Annotated in this window: 18 protein-coding genes; 11 read left to right on the top strand and 7 right to left on the bottom strand. The window is 64.3% G+C overall.

All coding sequences use genetic code 11. The annotated features are described in order from the left end of the window. Window positions 1–142: 142 nt before the first annotated feature. Window positions 143–910 (bottom strand): DsbA family protein, encoded by a 768-nt coding sequence (locus tag ABIA96_RS08340; RefSeq protein ID WP_354136565.1) that lies wholly within the window; start codon window positions 908–910, stop codon window positions 143–145. Between the two features lie 152 nt (window positions 911–1062). Next, window positions 1063–2466 carry a M48 family metalloprotease gene (locus tag ABIA96_RS08335; protein WP_354136564.1) on the bottom strand — a complete coding sequence of 468 codons (1404 nt, stop codon included), beginning with the start codon at window positions 2464–2466 and terminating at the stop codon, window positions 1063–1065. Window positions 2467–2655: 189 nt separating this feature from the next. Between ABIA96_RS08335 and ABIA96_RS08330 the strand changes: the two genes are divergently transcribed. From ABIA96_RS08330 to ABIA96_RS08320, 3 genes are all read left to right on the top strand, one after another. Continuing rightward, entirely contained in the window at window positions 2656–3843 is a 1188-nt protein-coding gene (locus ABIA96_RS08330) for a pyridoxal phosphate-dependent aminotransferase (protein ID WP_354136563.1), read from the top strand. An 87-nt stretch (window positions 3844–3930) separates the two neighbouring features. Then, window positions 3931–4485, top strand: a complete 555-nt coding sequence (locus ABIA96_RS08325; RefSeq protein WP_354137113.1) for a biotin transporter BioY — start codon at window positions 3931–3933, stop codon at window positions 4483–4485. 84 nt (window positions 4486–4569) lie between these two features. Next, window positions 4570–5904, top strand: a complete 1335-nt coding sequence (locus tag ABIA96_RS08320; RefSeq protein WP_354136562.1) for a dicarboxylate/amino acid:cation symporter — start codon at window positions 4570–4572, stop codon at window positions 5902–5904. A gap of 30 nt (window positions 5905–5934) precedes the next feature. Here ABIA96_RS08320 and ABIA96_RS08315 read toward each other — a convergent pair whose 3' ends face one another. Continuing rightward, on the bottom strand, window positions 5935–6813 hold the full coding sequence (locus ABIA96_RS08315) for an SDR family oxidoreductase (protein WP_354136561.1): 879 nt from the start codon (window positions 6811–6813) through the stop codon (window positions 5935–5937). Between the two features lie 91 nt (window positions 6814–6904). On the opposite strand from ABIA96_RS08315, the gene ABIA96_RS08310 reads away from it, so the two are divergent. Next, the gene (locus ABIA96_RS08310) at window positions 6905–7738 is read left to right on the top strand and encodes a helix-turn-helix transcriptional regulator (RefSeq protein ID WP_354136560.1); all 834 of its coding nucleotides are present in this window, start codon (window positions 6905–6907) and stop codon (window positions 7736–7738) included. A gap of 123 nt (window positions 7739–7861) precedes the next feature. On the opposite strand, the gene ABIA96_RS08305 is transcribed toward ABIA96_RS08310, so the two are convergent. Together ABIA96_RS08305 and ABIA96_RS08300 are read right to left on the bottom strand one after the other, a co-directional pair. Next, a complete protein-coding gene (locus ABIA96_RS08305; protein WP_354136559.1) occupies window positions 7862–9094 on the bottom strand; it encodes an NAD(P)/FAD-dependent oxidoreductase in 1233 nt (410 codons plus the stop codon). Between the two features lie 64 nt (window positions 9095–9158). After that, window positions 9159–12242, bottom strand: a complete 3084-nt coding sequence (locus ABIA96_RS08300; RefSeq protein WP_354136558.1) for an Rne/Rng family ribonuclease — start codon at window positions 12240–12242, stop codon at window positions 9159–9161. Window positions 12243–12946: 704 nt separating this feature from the next. Between ABIA96_RS08300 and ABIA96_RS08295 the strand changes: the two genes are divergently transcribed. The 7 genes from ABIA96_RS08295 to ABIA96_RS08265 all read left to right on the top strand — a co-directional run bounded on the left by ABIA96_RS08295 (window position 12947) and on the right by ABIA96_RS08265 (window position 21691). Continuing rightward, window positions 12947–14245: an N-acetylmuramoyl-L-alanine amidase gene (locus ABIA96_RS08295; RefSeq protein WP_354136557.1), complete on the top strand. Its 1299-nt coding sequence runs from the start codon at window positions 12947–12949 to the stop codon at window positions 14243–14245. A 228-nt stretch (window positions 14246–14473) separates the two neighbouring features. After that, the gene (locus tag ABIA96_RS08290; RefSeq protein ID WP_354136556.1) at window positions 14474–16981 is read left to right on the top strand and encodes a penicillin-binding protein 1A; all 2508 of its coding nucleotides are present in this window, start codon (window positions 14474–14476) and stop codon (window positions 16979–16981) included. Window positions 16982–17094: 113 nt separating this feature from the next. Further along, window positions 17095–18226, top strand: a protein-coding gene (gene prfB, locus ABIA96_RS08285) for a peptide chain release factor 2 (protein WP_354136555.1) whose coding sequence is annotated in 2 segments (ribosomal slippage) — window positions 17095–17163 and window positions 17165–18226 — 1131 coding nt in all. Because the reading frame shifts where the segments join, the coding sequence is not laid out codon by codon here. Further along, window positions 18226–19107, top strand: a complete 882-nt coding sequence (locus ABIA96_RS08280) for an NAD(P)-dependent oxidoreductase (RefSeq protein ID WP_354136554.1) — start codon at window positions 18226–18228, stop codon at window positions 19105–19107. Before prfB ends, ABIA96_RS08280 begins: the two co-directional genes overlap by 1 nt. A 14-nt stretch (window positions 19108–19121) precedes the next feature. After that, complete coding sequence (locus ABIA96_RS08275) at window positions 19122–19310, top strand: hypothetical protein (RefSeq protein ID WP_354136553.1); 189 nt, start codon at window positions 19122–19124, stop codon at window positions 19308–19310. A 123-nt stretch (window positions 19311–19433) separates the two neighbouring features. Then, window positions 19434–20345, top strand: a complete 912-nt coding sequence (locus ABIA96_RS08270; RefSeq protein WP_354136552.1) for a DMT family transporter — start codon at window positions 19434–19436, stop codon at window positions 20343–20345. A 110-nt stretch (window positions 20346–20455) separates the two neighbouring features. Further along, window positions 20456–21691 carry an ABC transporter substrate-binding protein gene (locus ABIA96_RS08265; protein WP_354136551.1) on the top strand — a complete coding sequence of 412 codons (1236 nt, stop codon included), beginning with the start codon at window positions 20456–20458 and terminating at the stop codon, window positions 21689–21691. 67 nt (window positions 21692–21758) lie between these two features. Here ABIA96_RS08265 and ABIA96_RS08260 read toward each other — a convergent pair whose 3' ends face one another. Further along, window positions 21759–23126, bottom strand: a complete 1368-nt coding sequence (locus tag ABIA96_RS08260) for a M23 family metallopeptidase (protein WP_354136550.1) — start codon at window positions 23124–23126, stop codon at window positions 21759–21761. A 111-nt stretch (window positions 23127–23237) separates the two neighbouring features. Next, window positions 23238–23972, bottom strand: coding sequence for a peroxiredoxin (locus ABIA96_RS08255; protein ID WP_354136549.1), 735 nt, complete (start codon window positions 23970–23972; stop codon window positions 23238–23240). Window positions 23973–23983 lie beyond the last annotated feature (11 nt).

Genomic DNA, 23983 nt, shown 5'->3' with positions numbered 1-23983 from the left:
TCCGGAACATCTGCTGTTCCGCGGTATTTGTTTGTTGAACGCCAGATGAATGAGTTTGCAGGATTGCGCCAAGGTTTGACGCGAAAGGAAAAGGCCGGCTTTTCAGCCGGCCTCGTCGCATGCGTAACGTTGTGGAGCGTGGTCAGCAGGTCGCTTTGCCGCAGCGGGCAACGCCGATCTTTTCCTTGAGGCCGTCGAGGCCGACGGCGCCGACGACGATCTGCTTGCCGATCACGTAGCTCGGGGTGCCGTTCATGCCCATGGCCTCGGCGAGCTTGAAGTTCTCCTCGATGGTGGCGCGCACCTCGGGGCTCGCGATGTCCTTCTCGATCTTCGCGGTGTCGAGGCCGGCCTCCTTGGCTGCCTGCATGGCGCGCGCCTTGTCGGCGGCGCCACGGCCGCCGAGCAGCTTCTGGTGGAAGTCGAGATATTTCTTGCCGGTGGGATCCTGCATGCGCACGGCGACAGCGACCTGCGCGGCCTCGACCGAACCCTGGCTCAGCACCGGAAACTCCTTCAGCACGATCTTGAGCTTGGGATCGGACTTCAATAGGTCGAGCATGTCGCCCATCGCGCGCTTGCAGTAGCCGCAATTGTAATCGAAGAACTCGACGAAGGTGACGTCGCCGTCCTTGTTGCCGAGCACGACCTGACGCGGCGAGTTGAAGATCGCGTCCGAGTTCTGCGCGATGCTGGATTCATGCTTCTCCGTCTCGGCCGCGGCCTGGCGCTTGCTGAGCTCGGTCATGGCCTCTTCGAGCACCTCGGGATGGCTGACGAGGTAGTTCTTGATGATAGCCTCGATGTCGGTGCGCTGGGCATCCGAGAAGCTGTCGGCCGAAGCCGGTCCCGTTGCGCCGAAGATGGCGAGCGCAAACAGCGCGGGAGCAAGCAGGCGCAGCGAAGGCATTGGCAAATCCTCTTATCCAGAGCAGGTTTCGAAAAAACGTCCCGGCGGACTTAATCGGAGTGTCGTGACGTCAAAGTGGCGGTTGTCGTGATCAGGCGCAGTTATGGTTGCCTTGTAGTGATAGTTGCCTTGTAGTGACAGTTGCCTTGGGTCTAGTTGCGCGGCGGTTTCGACGCCACGATGTCGTCGGCCTTGACCCATCCGGGCGTGCCGATACTGAAACGGGTCTTCGCGCGCGTGGCGAGCTCGCGAGCGGTCTTGTTGTCGCCGCGTAAGTAAGCGGCCTGGGCGGAGGCGAGATCCGCCTCGGCATAGTCTCCCTTCCGGCCATAGGCCATCGCGAGCTGCGTGTAGCCGATTGGCGCCTCGGGCTCGCGTGCCACCGCGGCACGGAGAATCCGAATGGCGTCGTCCGTGTAGGCCTTATTATCGGTTCCAACCAGAGCCTGCCCAAGTAACATCTCGATGAGGGGTGAATTGTTCGAGAGTGCGACAGCCTTGCGCAGGGGAGCGATCGCGTCGGCCGGCTTGCCACTTTCCAGCAGGGCCTGGCCGCGGACCTCGTAGAAGTACGGGTTGTTCGGCTGCACCGCGATCAACGCGTCGATCTGGGCAAGCGCGCTGCGTAAGTCGCCGTGCAGATAGGTGCTGATGGCGCGGGCATAGCGCGCCGGCATGCTGTCATTGGTCAGGGGATAGCGGCGGTACACCGTCTCCGGCCGCTCCATGAAGGCGGAGATCTTGGCACGCACCATGTCATGGCGGAGCTGGAGCGCGGGGTCGTCCTTCTTGTCCCAATAGGGGCTGGTGCTGGCGAACTCCTGGAGCGCTGCGACGCGCTCGGCGGGCATCGGGTGCGACTGGAGATAGGGATCGGCGCCGCGCGCCGCGAACAGGCTCTCGCTGGTGAAGCGCTTGAAGGTCTCGTACATGCCCTTTGGCGACTGCTGGGTCGCGGTCAGGAATTTCACGCCGGCGCGGTCGGCGTTCTCCTCCTGCTGGCGCTGGTAGGACAACAGCGAGCGGCGGATCATCTCCTGCGGTCCGGCGATCGCGGCCGCGCCGGCATTGGCGAGCCCGTTATTGCCACTGCTGGAGCCGCGGCTCGCACCCGCTACGAGTGCGCCGGCGCCAAGCAGCATGGCGATGATCATCTGGGTCTGGGCATTGGCGAGCTGCTGGCGCAGCTTGGACAGATGGCCGCCCGCGAGGTGCCCGGTCTCGTGCGCGAGCACGCCGATCAGCTGGTTCGGCGTCTCCGACTGGAGGATCGCGCCGTAATTGACGAAGATGCGGCGGCCATCGGCGACGAACGCGTTGAACGAGTTGTCGTTGATGATCACCATCTGGATGTTCTGCTTCTCCAGACCGGCAACCCGCAGGATCGGGCGGGTATATTCGCGCAGCAGCTGCTCGGTCTCGGTGTCGCGCAGAACCGGCGGCCCTCGGCCTTCCTGCGCCTGCGTCGCCGGGATCGGCAGCAGCGCGATCGCAGCCGCCGTGACGAGGGCGGTGAGGGCAGAGGCTTTCTTGCGCAATGCGATCTGGAGCAACATCAAACGGTCTGGATCAAACGGGCTTTGCAAGCGGACTTGGAAAGCAGTTTTTGTGATTGGTTTTGGCGATTGGCGGCGGACCGGATACGCGATATGCCCTTATGAGCCGTATAATGCGGCTAGTCTGGGGCATAAGCGCCCCGTTTTCGGACCGGAAAGACCGGCCCGCCAGCGAAATAGCAGAAATCGATGCACGATGCGACATTGAGGAACCGGTTGGGGCAGTGGCTCGAGCCCTCCCGCCGCAGTGATGTTCCCCCGTTCATGGTGATGGACGTGATGGCTGCGGCGGCCCGGATCGAGGCGGCCGGCGGTCATGTCATTCACATGGAGGTCGGCCAGCCCGCGGCCGGCGCGCCCAGAACGGCGATTGCGGCCGCCCATGCGGCGCTCGAAGCGGGGCGGATCGACTATACCTCCGCGCTCGGCATCCCCAGCCTGCGCGAGCGCATCGCGCGGCATTATCGCGACGTCTATGGCTGTGACGTCAGCCCGGAGCGGGTCGTGGTGACCACGGGCTCCTCTGGCGGCTTCATCCTGGCGTTCCTGTCGATGTTCGAGCCCGGCGATCGCGTCGCGGTGACGGTGCCGGGCTATCCGCCGTATCGTCATATCCTCACCGCGCTTGGCTGCGAGCCGGTGCTGATCGAAACCACCAACGACACCCGCCACGCGCTGACCGGCGAGGCGCTGCTGGCCGCTCATCGGAAGGCGCCGCTGAAGGGCGTGCTGGTCGGAAGTCCCGCCAATCCGACAGGAACGATGATGACCCGGGAGGCGCTCGCTGGCCTGATCGCGGCTGCCGAGGATGCCGGCATCCGCTTCATCTCCGATGAGATCTATCACGGGCTCGATTATGCCTTTCCGGCAGTGACGGCGGCGGCGCTGTCCAAGCACGCACTCGTGATCAACTCGTTCTCCAAGTATTTTTGCATGACGGGCTGGCGCGTCGGCTGGATGGTCGTGCCCGACATCCTGGTGCGCCCGATCGAGCGGCTACAGCAGAACCTCTCGATCTCGGTGCCGTCGCTATCGCAGATCGCCGCAGAGGCCGCCTTCGACGGTGTGGCCGAGATGGAAGAGATCAAGCACGGCTACCAGGAAAATCGACGCATTCTGATCGAGGGATTGCCCAAGGCGGGCCTCAGCAAGTTCCTGCCGGCGGACGGCGCCTTCTACCTCTACGCCGACGTTTCGGATTTCACGTCCGACAGTTTCGACTTCGCCAAGCAGATGCTGGAGAAGGCCCACGTTGCGGCAACACCGGGCGTCGATTTCGATCCGATCCATGGCCGCTCGTTCATTCGACTCTCCTACGCGCGGTCGGCCGCGGAGATGCGGGAGGCAGTTGACCGGATCGCTGACTGGCTTAAATAGCCGCCAGTTTCGAACAGCCATCCGGAGTGCATCTTGTCTGACCGAACCGTCCAGTCCGCCGCCACGCATTCTCCTCTCGCCGCAGTGATGTGGCCGATCCGCCCGGGTGAAGCCGTCGGCGCGCTACGCGCCTTCGTGCTGATCGCGCTCGGCACCGCGCTGATGGCGCTGTCGGCCAAGGTGAACCTGCCGCTGCCTTACGTGCCCATGACGTTGCAGACCCTGGTCGTGCTGATGATCGGCGCGGCCTATGGCTGGCGCCTTGGCAGCGCAACCATGATCGCCTATCTCGCCGAAGGTGCGATGGGGCTGCCGGTGTTTGCCGGCCCGGTCGGTGGAATTGCACCGCTGATCGGCCCGACTGCCGGCTACCTTTACGGCTTCGTGCTGGCTGCCTTCATCACCGGCTGGCTCGCCGAGCGCGGCTGGGATCGCAACGTTGCGGTGTTGTTTGTCGCGATGGCTGTCGGCCATGTCGTCATTTTCATCGCTGGTTTCGGCTGGCTGGCTTACGGCATCGGCCTTGGCGTGACCAAGGCCTGGCTGGTCGGCGTTACGCCGTTCATTGCGACGTCGGTCATCAAGAACGCACTTGGGGCTGCGCTGATGCCGGCGGCACGGCGCATCGTCGACCGCCGGTAAAGCGCGCACGTCCAAGCTGTTCCAATTGACAGAGCCGGCCAAGTTGATCTTGGCTGGCTCTAAGCTTTGAGGGGGAGTGAAACAATGACAACGACAACGATGGCCGGCGCGCCGGCCGTACCGAGCGCGGCCAAGCCGTGGTATAAAGTTCTCTACGTCCAGGTGCTGATTGCCATCGTGCTCGGCGCAATCGTCGGCTGGCTCTGGCCGTCAATTGCCACCAATGACTGGGTCAAGGCGCTCGGCGATGGCTTCATCAAGCTGATCAAGATGGTGATCGCACCGATCATCTTCTGCACCGTGGTCTCCGGCATCGCCCACATCCAGGACGCCAAGAAGGTCGGACGGATCGGCGTCAAGGCGCTGCTTTACTTCGAGATCGTCTCCACCTTCGCGCTGGTGATTGGCCTTATCATCGGCAACGTCGTGAAGCCCGGCGCAGGCTTCGGCAATACCGCCGCCAACGCGCAAGCCGTTGCCACCTACGCGAAGCAGGCCGAGGGCCAGAAGAGCGTCGACTTCATCCTGCACATTATACCTGACACCGTGGTCGGCGCCTTCGCGACAGGCGAAATCCTGCAGGTGCTGCTGTTCTCGGTGCTGTTCGGCTTCGCCGTCATGGGACTCGGCGAGCGCGGCCACGTCATCCGCAGCTTCATCGACGATGCAGCGCATGCGGTGTTCGGCGTCATCTCCATCGTGATGCGCGCCGCGCCGCTCGGCGCGTTCGGTGCGATGGCCTACACCATCGGCAAGTTCGGCACCGGTGCAATCCTCAATCTGATGGGCCTGATCGCGACGTTCTATTTGACCGCTGCGCTGTTCATTATCGTGGTGCTCGGCACCATCGCGCGTTTCGCAGGCTTCTCGATCTTCAAGTTCCTGGCCTACATCAAGGACGAACTCCTGATCGTGCTCGGCACGTCATCGTCCGAAAGCGCGCTGCCGTCCCTGATGGAGAAGCTGGAACGTCTCGGCTGCTCCAAATCGGTGGTGGGTCTCGTCGTACCTACGGGGTATTCGTTCAACCTCGACGGCACCAACATCTACATGACGCTGGCAACCCTGTTTATCGCGCAGGCGCTCGGCTTCGATCTTACCTTCGGCCAGCAGCTCACGATCCTGGTCGTGGCGATGCTGACCTCGAAGGGCGCTTCCGGCATCACCGGTGCGGGCTTCATCACGCTGGCGGCGACGCTGGCCGTGGTCGATCCGCGGCTCGTGCCGGGCATGGCGATCGTGCTCGGCATCGACAAGTTCATGAGCGAGTGCCGCGCGCTGACCAATCTTTGCGGCAACGGTGTCGCGTGCGTGATCGTCGCCTGGTGGGAAGGCGAACTCGATCGTGACAAGCTCAATGCGCTGCTGAGCCGGCAGATTGACCCGACGGACATGGAAACCGCTGTCACGACGGACTGATCTGCCAGCTGCATCTGACGGCGTGCGCCGTCAGGACTTGAAGTAATAGGGCTGGTCGAGATCCTCGATCAGCCCTATTTCCTTTGGCGCCCAGCCGAGCAGGGCGCGCGTCTTCGCGCTCGATGTCGGCACGTCGACGCCGGCAAATTGTGCGAACCAGCCGAAATGGTCGGCCGCTTCGTCCTGCGATTTCGAGGCCACGGGCACGCCGAGCCTTTTGCCGATCACCTCGGCAATCGCCTTGAACGGCACGCCTTCCTCGGCGATCGCATGATAGCGCGGCGCAGTTGCGCCTTGCTCGAGGGCGAGCCGGTAGACACGTGCCGCGTCCAGACGATGTGCGGCCGGCCAGCGGTTGCTGCCGTCGCCGACATAGGCCGACACGCCTTTTTCGCGCGCGAGGTTGATCAGGATCGGAACGAAGCCGTGGTCGCCTTCGCCATGAGTCGTCGGCGGCAGACGAACCACAGCGGCGCGGACGCCGTCCAGCGACAGCGCTGTGGATTCCGACACGCGTGGAAAGCGGTGCGCGGATTCGTCGTCTTCTGTGGCGAGGCGCCCCGGCGCCAGCAAGGCCACGCCGGAGGTGACGATGAGGGGACGCTCGGAACCCCTGAGTTCCTCGCCGAGCGCAAGGATGGCGCGGCGGTCGAGCTCGCAATTGTCCAGGAATTTCGAAAAGTCGTGGTTGAAGCCGAGATGGAGCACGCCGTCGGAGCCGGCCGCGCCGCTGCGCAAGGAGGCGTGGTCCTCCAGCGAGCCGCGATGGACTTTGGCTCCCATCGTGGCGAGCGATGCGGCGCCGGCGTCCGAGCGGGCAAGGCCGGTGACGCTGTGGCCGGCGGCGATCAGGTCGGCAACGACGGCGGAGCCGACAAAGCCGGTGGCGCCAGTGACGAAGACACGCATGAGCAATTCTCCAGTGTTGGTGGAGAGCAGCATCTGCGTTAGACTTATCCGGGTAAAGTAGTGACAATATCAGGGTATAATAACTAACAGGATGAGCGACGCCACCAGCGAGAACCTGCTCGGGACCTACCTGAAGGACCGCCGCACCCGGCTCGACGCGGCGGCGTTCGGCTTTGCCGGCAGCCGCAGACGCACGCCGGGGCTCCGGCGCGAGGAGGTGGCGCAGCGGGCCAACATCAGCCCGACCTGGTACACATGGCTGGAGCAAGGCCGTGGCGGCGCGCCGTCAGCCGACGTGCTCGACCGCATCGCAGTCGCGCTGATGCTGACCGACGTCGAGCGTGAGCATCTGTTCCTGATCGGGCTCGGCCGTCCGCCCGAGGTCCGCTACCAGGCAAGTGAAAGTGTATCGCCACGGCTTCAGCGCGTGCTCGACGCGCTGGAGACGAGTCCCGCCATCATCAGGACGGTGACCTGGGATGTCGTCGCCTGGAATCGCGCGGCCACGCTCGTGCTGACCGACTATTCCAAACTCGCACCGGAACGGCGCAACATCCTGCGCCTGATCTTCTGCGAGCCGCGCGTGCGCGCCGCGCAATATGATTGGGAGAGCGTCGCCCGCTTCGTGGTCGCGGCGTTCCGGGCCGACGCGGCGCGCGCCGGCGCGGTCTCGCATGTCGCCGAGTTGGTCGACGAGCTTTGTCGTCTCAGCCCCGACTTCGCGCGGCTGTGGGCTGACAACGACGTCCGCTCCTATGGCGAGGGCGTCAAGCATCTGCGTCATCCTGTGCTGGGCCCGATCGCGTTCGAATATTCGGCCTTCTCGGTCGACGGCCGGCCCGATCTCGGCATGGTCGTCTACAATCCGGCGACGCCGGTGGACGCCGAGCGCATCAGAAAAGTCCTTGCCACACATATCGACTGACGGAATTGACGGCCTCGCGCGTTTAACCGGCATCTCTGATGTCGGGGGCGATGGTATCGTGGGCGATGACCCGCTGATGCGTCTGACGGCCCCGCTCGCGGTGCTTGCCGCGAAAGCGGAGTGCTAAAACCGCTCCGGCCGGTAAGGCGTCGGATCGATCGACGGCGTCTCGCCGTTCATCATCTCCGCGAGCAGGCGTCCGGTGGCGGGACCGAGCGTAAATCCCTGATGACCGTGGCCGAAATTCATCCAAAGGCCGGGGTGGCGCGGGGCGCGACCGAGCACCGGCACCATATCGGGCGTGCAGGGGCGGGTACCGAACCATGGCTCCGGTTCGGCGCGCTTGCCGAGATCGATCAGTTCGCGCGCAGAGGCCTCGGCACTGGCGAGCTGCACGGGCGTTGCCAGCGCATCCGGTCCGGTCAGCTCCGCGCCAGTGGTGATGCGAATGCCCTTGGCCATCGGGCCCATGGCATAGCCGCCGCCCTTGTCGACCAGCGGCAAATCGAGCGCGGCACCGCCGCTGTAATGCATGTGGTAGCCGCGCTTGCGCACCAGCGGAATCCGATAACCGAACTTGTGCAGGAGGTCCGGCGACCACGGCCCGAGCGTGACGACGGCGTTGGCTGCATCGATGCGTCCGTTGTCGGTGTTGACTGACCAACCGGTGTCGGTCTGCTGCAGCGACTGCGCGTCGCCGAGCACGATGGTGCCGCCGAGGCGCTGGAACAGGTCAGCATAGGCCGTGACCAGCGCGCCCGGATCGGACACGGTCCATGTGTCGAGCCAATGGATCGCACCGGGCAGGTCGTCGCGCAAAATCGGCTCGGCCTTGGTCAGCTCGCTGCCCGACAGCACACGAAAATTCACGCCGAACTCGCGACGATCTTCTTCCGCGGTCTTGATCGCGGCGTCGAAAGACGCGGGGTCGCGATGCAGCACGCGATAGCCGGCGCGGCGGATCAGATTGTCGGCATGGGCTTCGCGGATGAGGATGTCGTGCTCGGGCGTCGCATAGGCGATCAGCTGCGCCCAGGCGGCGATTGCTTCTCGATGCCGCTTCGGCGCCGAATGCCACCAATAGCGGAGCAGGGGCTCGACATGGCGATGAAGCGACGAGAAGCTGTAACGCACGTCGTTGGTGCGGCCGGTCGCGATCTTGAGGAGGGAGGCGAGATCACGCGGCATCGGATAGGGCCGCACCGCCTCCGCCTGGATCATCCCGGCATTGCCGTAGCTGGTCTCGCGCCCCGGCTCCCTGCGGTCGACGAGCGTCACAGTCCAGCCGCGCTGCCGCAGATGCAAGGCGGCGCCGATACCTACCATGCCGCCGCCGAGAACAATTGCGCTTTGCATTGGATCTGACCTCGCCAAATCAAAACCGCCCGGCTTTGCCGGGCGGTTTCATCTGGATTTCGTTCTATTCACCGCCGCCGAAACGGCGTGACCACCAGCCGGCGCGACGCGGTGCGCCCGGTGTCTCGTCGGTTGCTTCCGGCACTGGTTCAGGCGCAGGCGGAGCAACGGGCTCCGGCGTTGACGCGACGGGCGCCGCAAGCTCCGGCGGAGCGCTAGACAGGAAGCTCACTTTTTCCCGGACGGTGGAGCGGCGTCGTGCCGCCTTGTCGTCGGACGCGGCCTCTTCCTCAGCAACAGCGGCAGAAGGCGCGGGCTGCACCGGTGTTTCAACTGGCGCCTGGAACTGAAGCTCGGGCTCAGTTGTCTGGGGCTCAACCGGGGCGATGTGGTCCGAATGAGCAATCGACGGAGCCGTCTCACTGCCGGAGTTATCGAAATCAGCCACTGCCTCGGTCGCTTCCGATGGCGGATTGCTGCCGAGTTCGTCGCCGATGGAGCCGGCGAGACCGTCCTCGCTGCCACCGCGCCGACGACGCCCACCCCTACGACCGCGCCGGCGGCGGCGATCGCTGCTGCCCTGCTGGTCGCCACGGGCGGCCTGCTCCTCGCCTTCCTCGCCGTCCTGTTCGGACTCGGTATCCTCATCGCCTTCGGCGGCCGTCACGGCTCCCTCCGGAGAAGCGGGAGCGCCGTCCTCGCGAGGCTCACCCTCGCGCGGGCCACCGCGGCCGCGGCGACGCCGGCGGCGCTTCCGGCCACGCTGGCCGTCCTGATCTGGGGCCGCTTCGCCTGCGGCCTGCTCCTCGGCGAGACCTTCCGTCTCTTCGGTTTCGACCTCGGATTCCAGCTCCGGATCGAATTCCTCGTCGTCAAAGGTCTCGTCGACCAGCGGCGGCGGGCTTGTAGCTGCTTGTGCTGCGAGCAGCGCCTTGGCGGCTTCGAGCGTATGCACCGGTTCGCCGCGGTCGATGATGTAGGCCTGCGGCCCGCTGACGCTGGGGTCGGCGATGACAGACAGCGCGACCTTGAAGCCATTTTCGAGATCGCGCAGATGACCGCGCTTGTGGTTCAGCACATAGAGTGCAACGTCGGTGCGGGTGCGGACCACGAGATTGTGGGTCGCGCCCTTCATCAGGATCTCTTCGAGCCCGCGCAGCAATTGCAGCGCGACCGACGACACCGAGCGGAGGTGGCCGGTGCCGCCGCAATGCGGGCAGGGATCGGTCGAGGATTCCAGCATGCTGGCGCGGATGCGCTGGCGCGACATCTCCAAGAGGCCGAAATGCGAGATGCGTCCAACCTGGATGCGCGCGCGATCCTGCCGCAGGCAATCGGACAGCTTGCGCTCGACCGCACGGTTGTTGCGCTTCTCGTCCATGTCGATGAAGTCGATGACGATCAGGCCGGCGAGGTCACGCAGGCGAAGCTGGCGGGCGACCTCTTCGGACGCTTCCAGATTGGTCTTGAGCGCGGTGTCCTCGATGTGGTGCTCGCGCGTCGATCGTCCGGAGTTGACGTCGATCGAGACCAGCGCTTCCGTCTGGTTGATCACGATGTAGCCGCCGGAGCGTAGCTGGACAGTCGGCGAGAACATCGCATCGAGCTGACTTTCGACACCCATCCGCGAGAACAGCGGCTGGCCGTCGCGATACTGCTTCACCGCGCCGACATTGGCGGGCATCAGCATCTTCATGAAGTCGCGCGCTTCGCGGTGGCCGGCTTCACCGGCAACCTGGATCTCGTCGATCTCCTTGTTGTAGAGGTCGCGCAGCGAGCGCTTGATCAGCGAGCCTTCCTCGTAGACCAGGGTCGGGGCCTGTGATTGCAGCGTCAGGTCGCGCACCGTCTCCCACATCCGGATCAGGTACTCGAAGTCGCGCTTGATCTCGGGCTTGGTACGGGCGGCGCCTGCGGTACGCAGGATGATGCCCATGCCCTCGGGCACGTCGAGATCCTGCACCACTTCCTTCAGACGCGAACGGTCCTGGGCAGAGGTGATCTTGCGGCTGATGCCGCCGCCGCGGGCGGTGTTTGGCATCAACACGGCATAACGGCCGGCCAGCGACAGATAAGTCGTCAGCGCCGCGCCCTTGTTGCCGCGCTCCTCCTTGACGACCTGCACCAGCATCACCTGGCGGCGCTTGATGACTTCCTGGATCTTGTACTGGCGGCGCGGACGGAAGGTGCGCTCCGGCACTTCCTCGAGCACGTCGTCACCGCCGACGGATTCGACGACTTCCTCTTCAGCGTCCTCGTCGTCTTCGTCCTCGTCGTCATCGCCGGCTGCTTCCGTGGCCTCGGCATGCGGCGCTTCGGCGCTCTCGCCGTACACTGCATCGGCAGGTTCAGCGGCGGCGGACGTCACGGCTTCGGCGAGAGCCTCGGCGTGCGTTTCAAAGGTTTCGGCAACCGTCTCGGCCGCGACGACGGGCTCAGCGCCGATAGCCGCGACAGGCATGGGCGTCTCGTCGGCATGATCATGGTCATGATGGTCGTGCTCATGGTCATGACCATGATCGCCATGACCATGGTCGTCATGATCATGGGCATGATGATGATCGTCGTGCTCATGATCGTCATGCCCGTGATCATGGTCATGATGATCGTGGTCGTGATGATCGTGGCCTTCGTGCTCGCCATGATGTTCGGCGTCGGCGTGCAGGTGTTCGCCGTCATGCGGAGCGCCGTCGACGTGCTCCGGCAGTGCCTGACCCTCGACCGGCTGGGCCGCGGGATCGGCACCCTCGACGACGTCGCTGCGGACGCGTTCGCCGTGACCACGGCGGCGGGAGTTGCGGTGGCGCGAGCGGCGGCGGCCGTGGGAGCGATTCTCGCTCTCTTCCTCGGCTTCGCGATGGGCCTGTTCCTCGGCTTCGATCAGCGCCTGCCGGTCAGCGACCGGGATCTGGTAGTAGTCGGGATGGATTTCGCTGAAGGCGAGGAAGCCGTGGCGGTTGCCGCCATATTCAACGAAGGCGGCCTGAAGCGAGGGTTCGACCCTTGTGACCTTGGCGAGGTAGATATTCCCGCGCAGTTGCTTGCGTTGCGCGGTCTCGAAATCAAACTCTTCGACGCGGTTGCCGCGGACCACGACGACCCGGGTCTCTTCCGGGTGGGTGGCATCGATCAACATCTTGTTGGGCATGTCTTAACTCTTGGCGGCGGCGGGCGCGATCGACCGTGGGCGCGAAGAGCGCTGCCGGGTGACGCGACGGTCCACCTGATTCGGGGGTGAGGGGAAGGCCGAAACGCCGTCTCTCGCGCCTTGCCGAATCGGAAGCCGGAGGACCAAGGCGGCGCGCGGGAGTGTCACTCCGCAGCGTCGCGAAAGGTCCTTCAGAATTCGTCGGCACAGTCTGGCGCATCAAGCGTCGGCCCGTATGAAACATCGGGCGGCGGGGCCGCCCCTAATCAGTTGCTGCTAGCCAGGCATGGCGCGTGCGCGCTCGCCCTGGATTACGAACCGCTCCCTTGGGATTAAGGGACCGGGTAACTGGCCGCGTCGCTGTCAAAACTGTCCCGGAAACAGTGTGGTAACCGGAAACCGTCCGCCGCCGGGGCTTGCCCCGTTCCGCCTCGCTGCCGCGCACCGCGCTGGTCTTAGAGGGGAACAGAAAAACGCTGGAATTCCCAAACCTTGGGAGTTCCGGCGCTGCACCGGGAGGCTGAATGCGACACAACCGGAAATTATTGGCCGTCAGCAATCCGTACATACGAGGAATGGGCCATCCGTGCAAGGGAGCGTCGCACGCCGGTCACAGTCGGAGAGTTTCGCGCTTTCGTCATTAAGGATCGATTAACCCTGTGGTTCTATTGCGTTAAAGAGGGCCGCTCGGAGGCACGGATTCGGTGGCGAGCCGCACAAATCAACGGGTTTTGCTGGGGGTTGCGCTATTGTGCGCCGTAGCATTGCCGTGCGCCGATTCTTCTCGTCTGAGCGCGGCCGAGAGCCCATCGCAACCCTCTGTTGCGACGGTGAATTTTCCGATTGCCACGGCCGCACGCCTAGCCGGCGACGGCAAGCAGACCCGCTTTATTCTCGACCTCGACCGGACCGTCAGCTTCCGCGCCGCGACGCTCGCCGATCCTTACCGGGTGGTGGTTGATGTTCCCCAGGTGAATTTTCAGCTGGCTCCCGGCACCGGGGCCGGGCGAGGGCTGGTCAAGGCCTTCCGCTACGGCCTCGTGATGCCCGGCGGCTCCCGAATCGTGTTCGACCTGACCGGGCCCGCCAAAATCACCAATTCCTATGTGCTCGAAGCGGCCAATGGCCAGCCGGCCCGGCTGGTGCTCGAGCTGGAGGAGGTCGACCGCGCGGCCTTCGTGCAGACGCCCGCGCCGGAGAATCGTCCCGAGCTGCGGCCGACGATTGCCGCCGCGCCGCCGGCAACGATTCTTGCCGCACCCGAAACGGCGCCGCAGAAGCCTGGGACGCCGGCCGATGGCCGTCCGGTCGTCGTGATCGATCCCGGCCATGGCGGCATCGACAACGGCACCCAGTCGAGCGGCGAGAGCGAAAAGAACCTAGTCTTGGCCTTTGGTCTGGCGCTGCGCGACCGGCTGGAAAAGGCCGGCAAATACCGGGTGGTGATGACGCGCGACGACGACACCTTCATCCCGCTCAATGATCGATCTAAAGTCGCCCGCAATCTGAACGCCGCGCTGTTCGTCTCGATCCATGCCGACGCGCTGCCGAAGGCCGAGGGCGACGCGCAGGGCGCCACCATCTACACGCTGTCGGACAAGGCCTCCGACGCCGAGGCCCAGCGCCTGGCTGATGCCGAAAACCGTGCGGACGCAATTGCCGGCTTCAATCTGGCGGAAGAGCCGACCGACGTCGCCGACATCCTGATCGATCTCACGCAGCGGGAAACCCGCACCTTTTCAAACCGTTTTGCGCATTTGCTGATGGGCGAAATGAAGTCGACCATGCGGATGCACAAGCATCCCCTGAAGTCGGCCGGTTTCCGGGTGCTGAAAGCGCCCGACGTGCCCTCGGTGTTGGTCGAGATCGGCTATGTCTCCAACAAGGGCGACCTGGAGCACCTCGTGTCCGAGGGCTGGCGGTCGCGTGCGGTGGGCTCGATGGCCCAGGCGATCGACACGTTCGTGACCAGGCGGATGGCCACGGCGGGGGCTGGCAATTGAGCGGGATGCCGGTTCCGGTGTTAAGCCCTAGTTTGGCCACAGCGGACGCCTTATAAAAACGACGTAGCGGGTTCCGGAATCGACGAGAATCCCGTCCGGCAAGCGTCTTTCGGTCCGGCATGGATGGTATTGAGTAGGCCGGTGAATTCGCGACGTGAGGATGGCGTCCGTTTGGGGCGCCTTAGGCTGATCTTGGGCTGATCCAGGGATTGAACGGATAAACACATAATGCGCTTGCTTGTGCGGTTCATGGGCTTCCTGTTCGCTGCGGGAACGGTGGTGTTCCTTGTCGGTGTCGGTGCCGTGGCAGGCCTGATCTGGCATTTCTCCAAGGACTTGCCCGATTACTCTCAGCTTCAGGATTACGAGCCGCCGGTGATGACCCGCGTGCACGCGGTCGACGGCTCGCTGCTCGGCGAATACGCCAAGGAGCGGCGGCTTTACCTGCCAATCCAGGCGGTGCCGAAGCTCGTGATCAACGCGTTCCTTGCCGCTGAGGACAAGAATTTCTACGAGCATGGCGGCATCGACTACACCGGCATGGCGCGCGCGGGTCTCGTTTATCTCCAGAACTATGGCTCCAACCGCCGTCCGCAGGGCGCCTCGACCATTACCCAGCAGGTCGCCAAGAACTTCTTGCTGACCAACGAGGTCTCGTTCGCGCGCAAGATCAAGGAAGCCTTGCTCGCGATGCGCATCGAGAAGACCTATTCGAAGGACAAGATCCTCGAACTGTACCTGAACGAAATCTATCTCGGCCTCGGCGCCTACGGCATCGCAGCCGCCTCGCTGGTCTATTTCGACAAGTCGGTGAACGAACTCACCGTTGCCGAAGCATCCTACCTCGCGGCGCTGCCGAAAATGCCGGCGACGCTGCATCCGGTGCGCAACCGCGACCGCGCCATCGAGCGCCGCAATTACGTGATCGATCGTCTCCAGGAGAACGGCTGGATCAAGCAGGCCGACGCCGAGAAGGCGCGCAAGGAGCCGCTGGCCGTCACCAACCGCTCCAACGGTGCCCACACCTTCGCCGGCGAATATTTCGCCGAGGAAGTCCGCCGCGATATTTTCGAGCGCTACGGCGAGAAGAAGCTGTACGAGGGCGGTCTCTCGGTGCGCACCACGCTCGATCCGAAGATCCAGGTCATGGCGCGCAAGACCATGGTTGCCGGCCTCGTGAACTATGACGAGCAGCAGGGCTATCGCGGCGCCATCAGCAAGCTCGATATTTCGGGCGACTGGGGTGTGAAGCTCGCCGAGATCAAGTCGCTCTCCGATATCTCACCGTGGCGGATGGCGGTGGTGCTGGAAACCAGCGACCAGTCGGCGCGCGTCGGCTTCCAGCCGAGCCGCGAACTCGGCGGCGCCGTCAGTAAGCAGCGCGAGACCGGCCTCATCACGCTCGATGGCGTCAAATGGGCGAAGGCGGCGCAAGGAGCCGCGAAGGGCAGGGCGGCGACGTCGGTGGCGCAGGTGCTCCAGCCCGGCGACGTGATCTATGCCGATCCGCTCTACAGCAAGGAGGGACAGCCGGTCGAAGGTCAGTACCGTCTGCGCCAGATCCCCGAAGTGTCAGGTGCGATGGTGGTGATGGACCCCTGGACCGGCCGTGTGCTCGCGATGGTCGGTGGCTTCTCATTCGACCAGAGCCAGTTCAATCGCGCTACGCAGGCCTATCGCCAGCCGGGTTCGTCGTTCAAGCCGATCGTCTATTCGGCAGCCCTCGATAACGGCTACACGCCGTCGACCGTCGTGCTCGACGCGCCGATCGAAATCGACCAGGGCCAGGGCGCCGGCGTGTGGCGGCCTGAAAACTTCTCGGTGAACAAATATCAGGGACCAGTGACGCTGCGGAACGCGTTGCGGCAGTCACTCAACACGGTGACGGTGCGCCTCGCGCAGGACATCGGCATGCCCCTGATCGGCGAATATGCCCGCCGCTTCGGCGTCTATGACGAGTTGCCGAACTATCTCTCTTACGCGCTCGGCGCGGGCGAGACCACGGCGATGCGCATGGTCACGGCCTATTCGATGCTCGCCAATGGCGGCCGCCGCGTGAAGCCGACCTTGATCGACCGTATCCAGGATCGCTACGGCCACACCATCTTCAAGCACGACCAGCGCGAATGCCGCGGCTGCGACGCGCCCGGCGGCTGGAAGAACCAGCCAGAGCCGCAGCTGATCGACCGCCGCGAGCAGGTGCTGGACTCCATGACCGCTTACCAGATCACCGAGCTGCTGGAAGGCGTCGTCCAGGCCGGTACGGCGACCGTTGTGAGGGAAGTCGGCAAGCCGATCGCCGGCAAGACTGGTACGACCAACGAGGCCAAGGACGCCTGGTTCGTCGGCTTCTCGCCTGATATCGCGGTCGCCATCTACATGGGCTACGACAAGCCGCGTCCGCTCGGCAAAGGCAACGCCGCGACCGGTGGCCATCTGGCCGCTCCCATCGCGCGCGATTTCCTCAAGCTCGCGCTCGCCGACAAGCCCGCTGTTCCGTTCAAGGTGCCGGCCGGGATCAAGCTGATCCGCGTCGTCGCCAAGACCGGCATGCGCGCCGGCCCAGGCGAGACCAGTGGAACCATTTTGGAAGCCTTCAAGCCGGGTACGGCGCCGCCGGACAACTACTCCGTCATTGGTGTCGCTGATGCTGACGGCCGCGGCGTGCCGGCGTCGCAGCAACAGCAGCCGGATTCCGGCTTCTTCATGCGGCCGGGTACCGGCGGCCTGTACTAGGCTAGCGGATAAGGCAGACGATTGCGGTTCCGGCGGTTGCGCTTTGCAGCCGCCGCCGCTACATCCCCCAACTGAATTACGCGCGGGCAAATTCCGCGAGACCAGAGAACGACATGCGCGCCGAAATCGAGCGGTTGGTGGAAGAGATCAAGCAGTCAGTCGGGCTGCTGAGGAGGCATCTTTGACGTCGATAAATCGACGGCGCGCCTCGCTGAGCTGAACAAGCTCGCAGAAGATCCCAACCTCTGGAATGATCCCCAAAAAGCCCAGAAGCTGATGCAGGAGCGTACCTCGCTGGAGGACTCGCTCTCGGGCATCGGCAAGGTCGAGCGGCAGCTCGAAGACGACATCGGCATGATCGAGCTCGGCGAGGCCGAGGGCGATACGGGCGTTGTCGCCGAGGCTGAAGCTGCATTGAAAGCGCTCAAGAAGGAAGTCGCGCGGCGCGAGCTCGAGGCGCTGCTGTCGGGCGAAGCCGACGGCTTCGATTCCTATCTCGAGGTGCATGCCGGAGCCGGCGGCACCGAGAGCCAGGACTGGGCGCAGATGCTGCTGCGCATGTACACGCGCTGGGCGGAGACCCACGGCTTCAAGGTCGAGTTCCTCGAAGAGTCCGAGGGCGAAGAGGCCGGCATCAAGTCCGCGACCATTCAGGTCTCCGGACACAACGCCTATGGCTGGCTGAAGACAGAGGCGGGCGTACACCGGCTGGTGCGTATCTCGCCGTTCGATTCCAACGCGCGGCGGCACACCTCGTTCTCGTCGGTCGCCGTGTTTCCGGTGATCGACGACAGCATCAAGATCGACATCAAGGAATCCGACGTCCGCACCGACACCATGCGCTCGGGCGGCGCCGGCGGCCAGCACGTCAACAAGACCGAATCCGCGGTGCGGCTGACGCACATCCCGACCGGCGTCGCGGTGGTTTGCCAGGCCGGCCGCTCCCAGCACAAGAACCGGGCGCAAGCGTGGGACATGCTCCGTGCGCGGCTCTACCAGATGGAGCTGAAGAGGCGCGAGGAAAAGGCCGCCGCCGACCAGGCCGCCAAGACCGATATCGGCTGGGGCCACCAGATTCGCTCTTATGTGCTGCAGCCCTACCAGATGGTGAAGGATCTGCGCACGGGCGTGCAGACGTCAGATACATCCGGCGTGCTCGATGGCGAGCTCGACGATTTCATGGCCGCGACCCTGGCGCAGCGCGCCTTCGGCACCACCGGCGCTGACATCGAGGACGTGGACTGATGCCGCGTGTTGCGTTCATCGGCCTCGGGCGGATGGGCCACGGCATGGCCGGCCGCTATCTTGATGCCGGTTTCACGGTGACGCTGTGGAATCGCAGCAAGGCCAAAGCCGAAGACCTGATCGCGCGCGGCGCGCATTGGGCGACCTCGCCTGAGGATGCCGCGATCGATGCCGACGCCGTCGTGACCATGGTCGCCGACGACGAGGCCTCGCGCGCGGTCTGGCTCGGGCCCAACGGCGCGGCCAAGACGGCCAAGGCAGGCAGCGTCGCCATCGAGTGCTCCACCGTGTCCTATGACCATGCGCGAGAGATGGGCCGCGAGCTCAATGCGCGCGGGCTGATCTACATCGATTGCCCCGTGACCGGATTGCCGGATGCGGCAGCCAGCGGAAAGCTGACGCTGCTCGCCGGCGCGAACGCGGCCGACCTCGAGCGGGCGCGGCCGTTCCTCGAACCGATCGGCTCGACGATCCGCCATTTCGGCGCGGTTGGTTCCGGCACGGTCTACAAGCTCATCAACAATCTCCTGGGTGCGATCCAGATTGCGGGCCTCGCCGAGGGCCTCGCGATCGCCGAGCAGGCCGGGCTCGACATGAATCTGGTGCTGGAGTCGATCCAGGCCGGCGTTGCCGCGAGCCCGCAGGTACAGCGCCACTCCAAGCGCATGGTCGCCCGCGACTTCAGCGGCGCGACGTTCACGGCCGCGCTGCGGCACAAGGATGCCGCCTACGCCGTGAAGCTCGCCGAGAGCCTGCTGGCTGACAAGCCGCTGGTCTCGCGCGCCGCGGTTGAGTCCTACGCACAGGCCAAGGCTGCGATGCCCGACGACGACGAAGGCAAGATGATCGAGTTGGTGTCGCGGCCGAAGAAGCCGTCCTAACCGGGCAATTCGAGATGGGGCAGCCTCGATCGGAACGCGGTCTCGGTATTGCCCTCGTTGCCGCAGCGGCGATTGCCTGGAGCACCGCGCCGTTCTTCACGCGGCTCCTGCCGTTCGATGCCTGGACGATCCTTGGATCGGCTTTCGCGAAGTGCCTGCCGTGCATGCGCTCATTGGCGGCGCGCTGGTGGTCGGGGCGGTGATCGCTGATATCGCGTGGGGTGCGCGGATGCGTGAATCTTCATGAGCATCGTCTTGTCGGAAATCGGGTGGCGAGATGCGTCGCGCTGGCCTAGGCGGCAGGCCCGACCGCCGAGGTAAAACGCATGCCCCCGAACGACAACCGGATCGACGCGCGAGACTGGTCGCTGCTCGCAGTGCTCTCGATCCTCTGGGGCGGCTCGTTCTTCTTCAATGGTGCGGCGTTGCGGGAATTGCCACCGCTGACGCTGGTGTTCCTGCGCGTCGCGCTTGGCGCGGCCATTCTGCTGCCGTTGCTGCGTGTGCAGGGGATCAGCTTTCCCAAGGGCTTGGCGGGCTGGCGAGCTTTTGTCGTGATCGGACTGGTCAACAACGTCATTCCGTTCTCGCTGATCGTGATCGGACAGACTTTCATTCCGAGCGGGCTCGCCTCCATCCTCAATGCGACCACGCCGTTGTTCACCGTGCTGGTGATGGCGGCAGCCGGACAAGAGGCGTTGCAGGTGCGGCGCGTGGCCGGGGTGGCGCTGGGGCTCGTGGGCGTGATCATCCTGAGGGGATGGGGCGTCGAGTCGCGCGCGGGGCAGGGGCTTGGCATTCTGCTCTGCCTCGGCGGCGCCTTCAGTTATGGGCTTGCGGCATTGGCTGCGCGGCGACTGCTGAAGGATTCGCCACCGCTTGGGACGGCAACGTTCCAGCTTATGGCGTCGACAGTGATGATGGCGATCGTCGCCGGCGCAGTGGAGCAGCCGTGGCGCTTGCCGATGCCCGGCATCGCGACCTGGCTTGCCGTGCTTGGCCTCGCCAGTCTTTCGACGGCGTTGGCCTATATCGTGTTCTTTCAGATCCTGCGGCGTTCGGGTCCAACCAATGTCATGCTGGTGACACTGCTCATTCCCGTAACCGCGATCCTGCTGGGGTGGCTGGTGCTGGGCGAGCCGATCTCGGTGCGCGAGATCGCGGGTGCGACCATCATCGGCAGCGCATTGCTCGTGATTGATGGGCGAGCGGTGAGCATGCTGCAGCGCGTCGCATAAGTTCCTGTCTTTCGCGTTTCACCTTGCGGAAAATACTGCCGCTTGCCAGCGTCGGGCCTGCTTGCGACACTCCCTCACAATAAGAACGATAAAATATAGGGGAGAGAACGATGTCGGGTCGTCGCAAAAGCCTTGCTGCCCTCGCCATGCTTGCGGCCGGAGTGCTCGTCACGACACCGGCTTTGGCGCAGAAGAAATACGATCCCGGTGCCAGCGATACCGAAATCAAGATGGGCAACATCATGCCCTACAGCGGACCGGCATCGTCCTATGGCGTGATCGGCAAGACCGAGGCCGCGTTCTTCAGGATGATCAACGATCAGGGCGGCATCAACGGCCGCAAGGTCAACTTCATCAGCTATGACGACGCCTACTCGCCGCCAAAGGCGATCGAACAGGCGCGCAAGCTGGTCGAGAGCGACGAGGTGCTGTTGATCTTCCAGCCGCTCGGCACGCCCTCGAACTCCGCGATCATGAAATACATGAACGCCAAGAAGGTGCCGCAGCTGTTCGTTGCTTCCGGCGGCACCAAGTTCGGAGATCCCAAGAACTTCCCGTGGACCATGGGCTTCCAGCCCAACTACCAGAGCGAGGGGCGGATCTACGCAAAGTACATTCGCGACAATTTCCCGAACGGCAAGATCGCGGTGTTCTGGCAGAACGACGATGCCGGCAAGGATCAGTTCAAGGGCCTGAAGGATGGGCTCGGCGACAAGGCCAACATGATCATCGCCGACAAATCCTACGAGGTCAGCGATCCCTCGATCGACTCGCAGATCGTCGCGCTGCATGATTCAGGGGCCGACATCTTCTTTTCGTGGGCCGCGCCCAAGGGTTCGGCACAGGCGATCCGGAAGGTCGGCGAGCTCGGCTGGAAGCCGAAGTTCTTTTTGGCCAACACTGCGACGTCCATCGCATCCGTGCTCAAGCCGGCCGGGCTCGACTATTCCAAGAATATCATTTCGACCGCGTATCTGAAGGATCCCACCGATCCGACCTGGGACAAGGATCCGGCCGTGATCGCGTGGCGCGCGTTCATGGACAAGTACTATCCCGAAGGCGACAAGGCCAACGCCAATAACCTTTATGGCTATGTGCAGGCGGAGGCGATGGCGCAGGTCCTGAAGCAGTGCGGCGACACTCTCACGCGCGACAATGTCATGAAGCAGGCCGCAAGCCTGAAGAATTTCCACACCGACCTGATGCTGCCCGGCATCATGGTCAACACCTCAGCCGACGACTATTTTCCGATCGAGCAGATGCAGCTGATGCGCTTCAACGGACAGGCCTGGGAGCTGTTCGGCGACGTCATCACCGGCGAGGTCGGCCACGAGCGGAGCCAATAGTCAGGGGCGGCTGCCTTTCGTGTGCTCTGCTTTCGCCTGGAGGCTGGACAACTATGCCGAGGTGCGCTTAGCCCGCGCTGAGACGCACGCCGGCGCGCAGAAACTTCTGGGGGTCGACGGCCTCGCCATCGATGCGGGTTTCGTAGTGCAGGTGCGGACCGGTCGAACGTCCCGTCGAGCCGACGAGGCCGATGACCTGGCCGATCTTCACGATCTCGCCCACCTTGACGTTGATCTCGGAGAGATGGCCGTAGCGGGTCGACAGTCCGTTGCCGTGATCGACCTCGACCATGCGGCCGTAACCACCTGACCAGCCGGCCGAGACCACCTTGCCGTTCGCGGTGACGCGCGCGGGATCGCCGGTCGCGGCGCGAAAATCGAGGCCGGTATGCATCGCGGGCCGGCCGAGGAAGGGATCGCTGCGCACGCCGAAGCCGGAGGTGAATTCGACCTCGCCGACGACAGGCTTGCGATAGGGCACCTGCGCCAGCGTGCGGTTGAGCCGGTCCATTTCGGCGCGGGTGATGTTGATGCGATAGAGCTGCTTCTCGAACGGGCCCGCATTGGCGGTGAGCTTCACCGGCACGAACGGGCCGCCCATCGCGGCGCGCGGCACGGAGGCCTCGAGATTGGCGAGGTTCAGGCCGAGGTCGCTGACCACGCCACGCATCCGCCGCATCCGCGAATCCATGCCTTCCTCGACGGCGCCGAGCGCCGCAACCTGGCGGCGCTCGACCTGATCAAGCGAGTTCGTGAGCCGGACCAGGACATTGTCAAAACCCTGGTTCTTGGCGAATTGATTGACGGGCGGGGCGATCACGGCCGGCGCGCGCGATTCGAGCCGCGCTTCGCGGTCGGGCGGCGCCACGAAGATCACGGTATCGCTGATCGGCGACGGCTTGGGCGTGCCTTGCGTCGTCGTCTGGTTGGCATCGCCGCGCTGCGGCGTCGAGCGTGGGATCGATCCGGTGACATCTGGCATGGCGCCAAGCGCCGTGGCCCGGGACTCCAGCGCCGTCTGGCGCTTCATGATTTGATCGAGCTTCTGGTCGAACTGCTCCTGGTCGAGCATTTGGCGGCTGGTGGTGCGGTCCACCTTGGCGCGCAGCTCGGCGATGCGGTCCTCATAGGCGTATTGCATCTCGGCCTGACGGGAGATCAGGCGGGTCAGGACGTCGTCGCGAAAGGCGAAATAGGTGGCGGTCGCGGCCGACCACAGGCCGAGCAGAACGACAGTTCCGACCACGATCCAGAACACCACGGGCCCGAGGCGGACCTGCTTGCCATGATGCACGATGGTGTAGGCGTCGTCGGCGTCGGGAAGAGGGATCGCAGCAGCTGCCGCAGCAGTGACAGGACGACGGTGGAAGGCACGTCCGTGGTCGTGGGGCTGATGCTGGGGGTACTGCGAATATTGGGCAGAACTTTTCGACATCGGCACTCCCGCGCCGGTCGGAACGGTTCCTTGCGGCTTAATTGCCGCAGCAATCTGGGCCGGTCATGGTTAATTTTCCGGAAACGGGGGCGCTCGATTTTAACGGGCTGGTTAAAGACTTCTTGCTGCAGCCAGCACGTCATCGGCATGGCCGTCGACCCGGACATTGCGCCAGACCTTGACCACTTTACCGTCGGATCCGATCAGAACCGTGGTGCGAAGAACCCCGAGGAAACTCTTGCCATACATAGATTTTTCGCCCCAGGCGCCATACGCCTCCAGCATCTCGTGCTGTTCGTCCGAGATCAGAGGGATGCCGAGGCTGTGCTTGTCGCGGAACTTCTCCTGGGCCTTTAACGGATCGGCCGAAATGCCGAGCACGGCGGCGCCGGCAGCGGTAAAGGCGTCTCTCAGCCGGGTGAAGTCGATCGCCTCGCGGGTACAGCCCGGCGTGTCGGCGCGGGGGTAGAAGAACAGGACGAGCTTCTGGCCGGCATAGTCCGACAGGGTGACGACATTGCCGCCGTCACGGAGCAGGCGGAAGGCCGGCGCCTTCTGGCCCTCGGCCAATGACTTTGCCGACAGCGATTTTGCTGACAAGGATTTTGCTGACACGGCGGACGCTGAAGCGGGGGGCTTGGAGGCCTTTTCAGAAGATTTTAACCGTTTCGATGCGGCCGTGTGCGATGCTGCCTCAGCGGCTGCTTTGCTCGATTTGCTTGCCAATGTCGGCTGTGTTTTCGCGCCACGCGTTTGAGACGATGCCCGTGTTTTCAGGGGCTTCTTTTTTGCGGTCGGACTGCCGGAGGGCCTTTTGGACGATTTCTTTCGGGATTTCTTGGACATACGCCTTCCTT

This window comes from Bradyrhizobium sp. LB11.1, assembly GCF_040549385.1.
GTDB lineage: Bacteria > Pseudomonadota > Alphaproteobacteria > Rhizobiales > Xanthobacteraceae > Bradyrhizobium.
The sequence above is the reverse complement of the archived record's forward strand: the minus strand, read 5'-3'. Positions and strand labels throughout refer to the sequence as shown.

What these genes read in the sequence shown, in the direction of transcription:
- ABIA96_RS08340 (WP_354136565.1), bottom strand. Translation starts at nt 910, where the DNA reads ATGCCTTCGCTGCGCCTGCTTGCTCCCGCGCTGTTTGCGCTCGCCATC.
- ABIA96_RS08335 (WP_354136564.1), bottom strand. Translation starts at nt 2,466, where the DNA reads ATGTTGCTCCAGATCGCATTGCGCAAGAAAGCCTCTGCCCTCACCGCC.
- ABIA96_RS08330 (WP_354136563.1), top strand. Translation starts at nt 2,656, where the DNA reads ATGCACGATGCGACATTGAGGAACCGGTTGGGGCAGTGGCTCGAGCCC.
- ABIA96_RS08325 (WP_354137113.1), top strand. Translation starts at nt 3,931, where the DNA reads ATGTGGCCGATCCGCCCGGGTGAAGCCGTCGGCGCGCTACGCGCCTTC.
- ABIA96_RS08320 (WP_354136562.1), top strand. Translation starts at nt 4,570, where the DNA reads ATGACAACGACAACGATGGCCGGCGCGCCGGCCGTACCGAGCGCGGCC.
- ABIA96_RS08315 (WP_354136561.1), bottom strand. Translation starts at nt 6,813, where the DNA reads ATGCGTGTCTTCGTCACTGGCGCCACCGGCTTTGTCGGCTCCGCCGTC.
- ABIA96_RS08310 (WP_354136560.1), top strand. Translation starts at nt 6,905, where the DNA reads ATGAGCGACGCCACCAGCGAGAACCTGCTCGGGACCTACCTGAAGGAC.
- ABIA96_RS08305 (WP_354136559.1), bottom strand. Translation starts at nt 9,094, where the DNA reads ATGCAAAGCGCAATTGTTCTCGGCGGCGGCATGGTAGGTATCGGCGCC.
- ABIA96_RS08300 (WP_354136558.1), bottom strand. Translation starts at nt 12,242, where the DNA reads ATGCCCAACAAGATGTTGATCGATGCCACCCACCCGGAAGAGACCCGG.
- ABIA96_RS08290 (WP_354136556.1), top strand. Translation starts at nt 14,474, where the DNA reads ATGCGCTTGCTTGTGCGGTTCATGGGCTTCCTGTTCGCTGCGGGAACG.
- ABIA96_RS08280 (WP_354136554.1), top strand. Translation starts at nt 18,226, where the DNA reads ATGCCGCGTGTTGCGTTCATCGGCCTCGGGCGGATGGGCCACGGCATG.
- ABIA96_RS08275 (WP_354136553.1), top strand. Translation starts at nt 19,122, where the DNA reads ATGGGGCAGCCTCGATCGGAACGCGGTCTCGGTATTGCCCTCGTTGCC.
- ABIA96_RS08270 (WP_354136552.1), top strand. Translation starts at nt 19,434, where the DNA reads ATGCCCCCGAACGACAACCGGATCGACGCGCGAGACTGGTCGCTGCTC.
- ABIA96_RS08265 (WP_354136551.1), top strand. Translation starts at nt 20,456, where the DNA reads ATGTCGGGTCGTCGCAAAAGCCTTGCTGCCCTCGCCATGCTTGCGGCC.
- ABIA96_RS08260 (WP_354136550.1), bottom strand. Translation starts at nt 23,126, where the DNA reads ATGTCGAAAAGTTCTGCCCAATATTCGCAGTACCCCCAGCATCAGCCC.
- ABIA96_RS08255 (WP_354136549.1), bottom strand. Translation starts at nt 23,972, where the DNA reads ATGTCCAAGAAATCCCGAAAGAAATCGTCCAAAAGGCCCTCCGGCAGT.